We start from the raw sequence: 2,498 nt of genomic DNA, 5'->3' as shown, positions 1-2,498 counted from the left end.
CAATATGTGGCGGCTGGATAATGAGCCCGTCCGGTGTTTGCGTACGATACACCTCTACCCCATAGAGATCGCGGATCACCTCTTCACGCAGAATATCCGCCGGTGCGCCATCAGCCACCAGACAACCATCTTTCAACAAAAGCAGGCGGGTACACCAGCGCGCGGCCAGTCCCAGATCATGCAATGTGCAGATAATGCTGCGGCCACGTGTGGAAAGCTCACGGAAAATCTGCATCAGGCCAAGCTGATGTGCCGGATCAAGCCCTGCCACCGGCTCATCGGCCAGCATCAAAGGCGTATCCTGCGCAATGGCGCGGGCAATCAGAACCCGCGCCTGTTCACCGCCGGATAATTCCCGCGCCGATTTATCGCGCAGATGAGTAATCTCCAGCGCTTCTATGGCAGAAGTAATCTGGTGCTGATCCTCTTTGCTCAGGCCGGAGAATTGCGGCAGACGAGCAAGACGGCCGAGCTGCACCACAGCCTCAACGCGCATATTCCAGCTGATCTCACGATCCTGCGCAATATAGGACAGAAACTGTGCACGCTTTATGCTTTTAAGCTGCGCGCTTTCCTGTCCGTTCAAAGTGACCGAGCCCTGATAAGGCAGTTGCGCCAGCAGAGCACGCAGCAGCGTGGACTTTCCTGCACCATTCGGGCCGATCAGACCGACAAACTCGCCTTCACCTATAGTGAAAGAAACTCTGTCAACAACGATGCGCTTCTGGCGGGAAACCGAGAGATTTTCAACGCGCAACAGGCTCAAATTTCTGCTCCTTTGCGCAATCTCCACACCAGATGCAGGAAGAATGGCGCACCGATCAAAGCGGTCAGAACGCCGAGTTTCAGATCCTTCTCCGGAAGAATAAGACGTACGAAAATATCAGCTGCCAACAGCATAACCGCTCCGCCCAGTGCCGAAGCCGGCAACAGACGCGCAGGGCGCGAACCAACAAAAGGACGCAAGACATGCGGCACTACCAGCCCGATAAAGCCAATTGCTCCTGCCACAGCCGTTGCCGCGCCGACACTCATTGCCGTGCCTGCAACAACCAGAAACTGCACTTTACGTAAATCAACCCCGATGCTGGCAGCGGTTTCCTGCCCCAAAGTCAACGCATCCAGTGAACGGCCTGACAGGATCAACATGATCCAGCCAAGGCTCATAAACGGCAGCACCAGCCAGACATGGCTCATGGAACGATCATTTAAGGAGCCGAGCATCCAGAAGACAATTTCCATCAGGGCAAAAGGATTGGGTGCAAGGCTCAGTGCCAGTGACGTCAGCGCTCCGGCAAAGGCAGAAACCGCAACGCCGGCCAGAATAACTGTAATCGTAGAGCCGCTGCCGCCTGCCAGAAACTGCACCAATAGAACAGCTATAAATGCAAAACCCAGCGCCATCAGCGGCAGACTTAAAGGAAACAGCAAAGACAGTCCGCTATAAAGCGCCAGCACAGCGCCAAGCGATGCAGAAGAACTCACTCCCAGCAACCCGGGCTCCGCCAATGGATTGCGTAAATAACCTTGCAAAGCCGCACCGGACAAACCCAATGTCAACCCAATCATCGCGCCAAGCAAGGCACGAGGCAAACGCAATTGCTGCATGATCAACACGGTATCGCTGTCCCCCGCTCCGAACAGGCCGGACAGCCCTTGCATAAGACTGATGGAAGACGAACCGGTCAGCAGTGAGATGACAAACAGGGCGATCAGCATCGCGCCAAGCGCAAGCAACAGACCATAATAGCGCCGGTTCTGATCCATCATCGCTCTCCGTTTGCCTGTCTGGCACGCTGCAATATTCTCACCGCTTCCAGCGTATAGACTGAACCGCACGACCAGCTGCGCGCAGGCACAGCCACATGCTGTGTTTTACGCCCCTGCTCGCTTACCAAAGCCTTCATAACCGGATGCCGGTAATTCTGATAGGCCAGTGCCGGTTTCTCATAAAATTCCGGCTCGACAACCATATCCGGCTTCAGACGAATGAGATCTTCCAGCGATACACGCCCTGCTGCCAGTCTGCTGTCACTGGCACCAAGATTGGTAATATCCAGCAGCTTCATAATCTCATCTGACAATGTTCCCACGCCGGAGGTGTAACCATTAGGCTCATAAAGCAGCGCGGTTACCGTCTGTGTATCCTTCTGCAAAGAGCCAAGTGTCTGATCGATTTCAGCAATTTGTGACTGTGCATTGTCTTGCTGCCCTAGCACCTGCCCCATTTGCGTGATCTGCTGGCGGATATCAGCAAAGCTCTGCGCATAACCGAAACGCTCAATCCTGACACCTTCCCGCTCCAGAACCGCAAGCTTGTCCGGCGCTGTGTAGACCGAGGCCAAAACCAGATCGGGCTTCAGCGCCAATATTTCCTCAAGACCGGAACGGTTGAGATAATAATTTCCGGCCTGTTTTGCGACCGGCGAAGAAACCGGATCTGCCGCAATATGGCTGACAGAGACGATCTGAGACGGATCGGTAAGCGACAGCGCCAG

The 2,498-nt window shown here is 54.8% G+C and carries 3 protein-coding genes; all 3 read right to left on the bottom strand.

From position 1 onward, the window contains the following. Positions 1-766, bottom strand: a 766-nt coding sequence (locus A918_RS19945) for an ABC transporter ATP-binding protein (protein ID WP_022710667.1), incomplete at its 3' end; no start/stop codon positions are given. Beyond that, a complete protein-coding gene (locus A918_RS0108565) occupies positions 763-1,767 on the bottom strand; it encodes an iron ABC transporter permease (RefSeq protein WP_022710666.1) in 1,005 nt (334 codons plus the stop codon). The genes A918_RS0108565 and A918_RS19945, both read right to left, overlap by 4 nt. Then, positions 1,767-2,498, bottom strand: a 732-nt coding sequence (locus A918_RS19940) for an ABC transporter substrate-binding protein (protein ID WP_033315994.1), incomplete at its 5' end; no start/stop codon positions are given. The genes A918_RS19940 and A918_RS0108565, both read right to left, overlap by 1 nt.

Source organism: Pseudochrobactrum sp. AO18b (assembly GCF_000409565.1).
GTDB classification, from domain to species: Bacteria; Pseudomonadota; Alphaproteobacteria; order Rhizobiales; family Rhizobiaceae; genus Pseudochrobactrum; species Pseudochrobactrum saccharolyticum.
Note: the sequence above shows the minus strand (reverse complement) of the source record. Positions and strands in the feature narration are given on the sequence as shown.

Bases quoted from the DNA above. Each gene is read 5' to 3' on its own strand.
- A918_RS0108565 (WP_022710666.1), bottom strand. From the start codon at position 1,767: ATGGATCAGAACCGGCGCTATTATGGTCTGTTGCTTGCGCTTGGCGCG.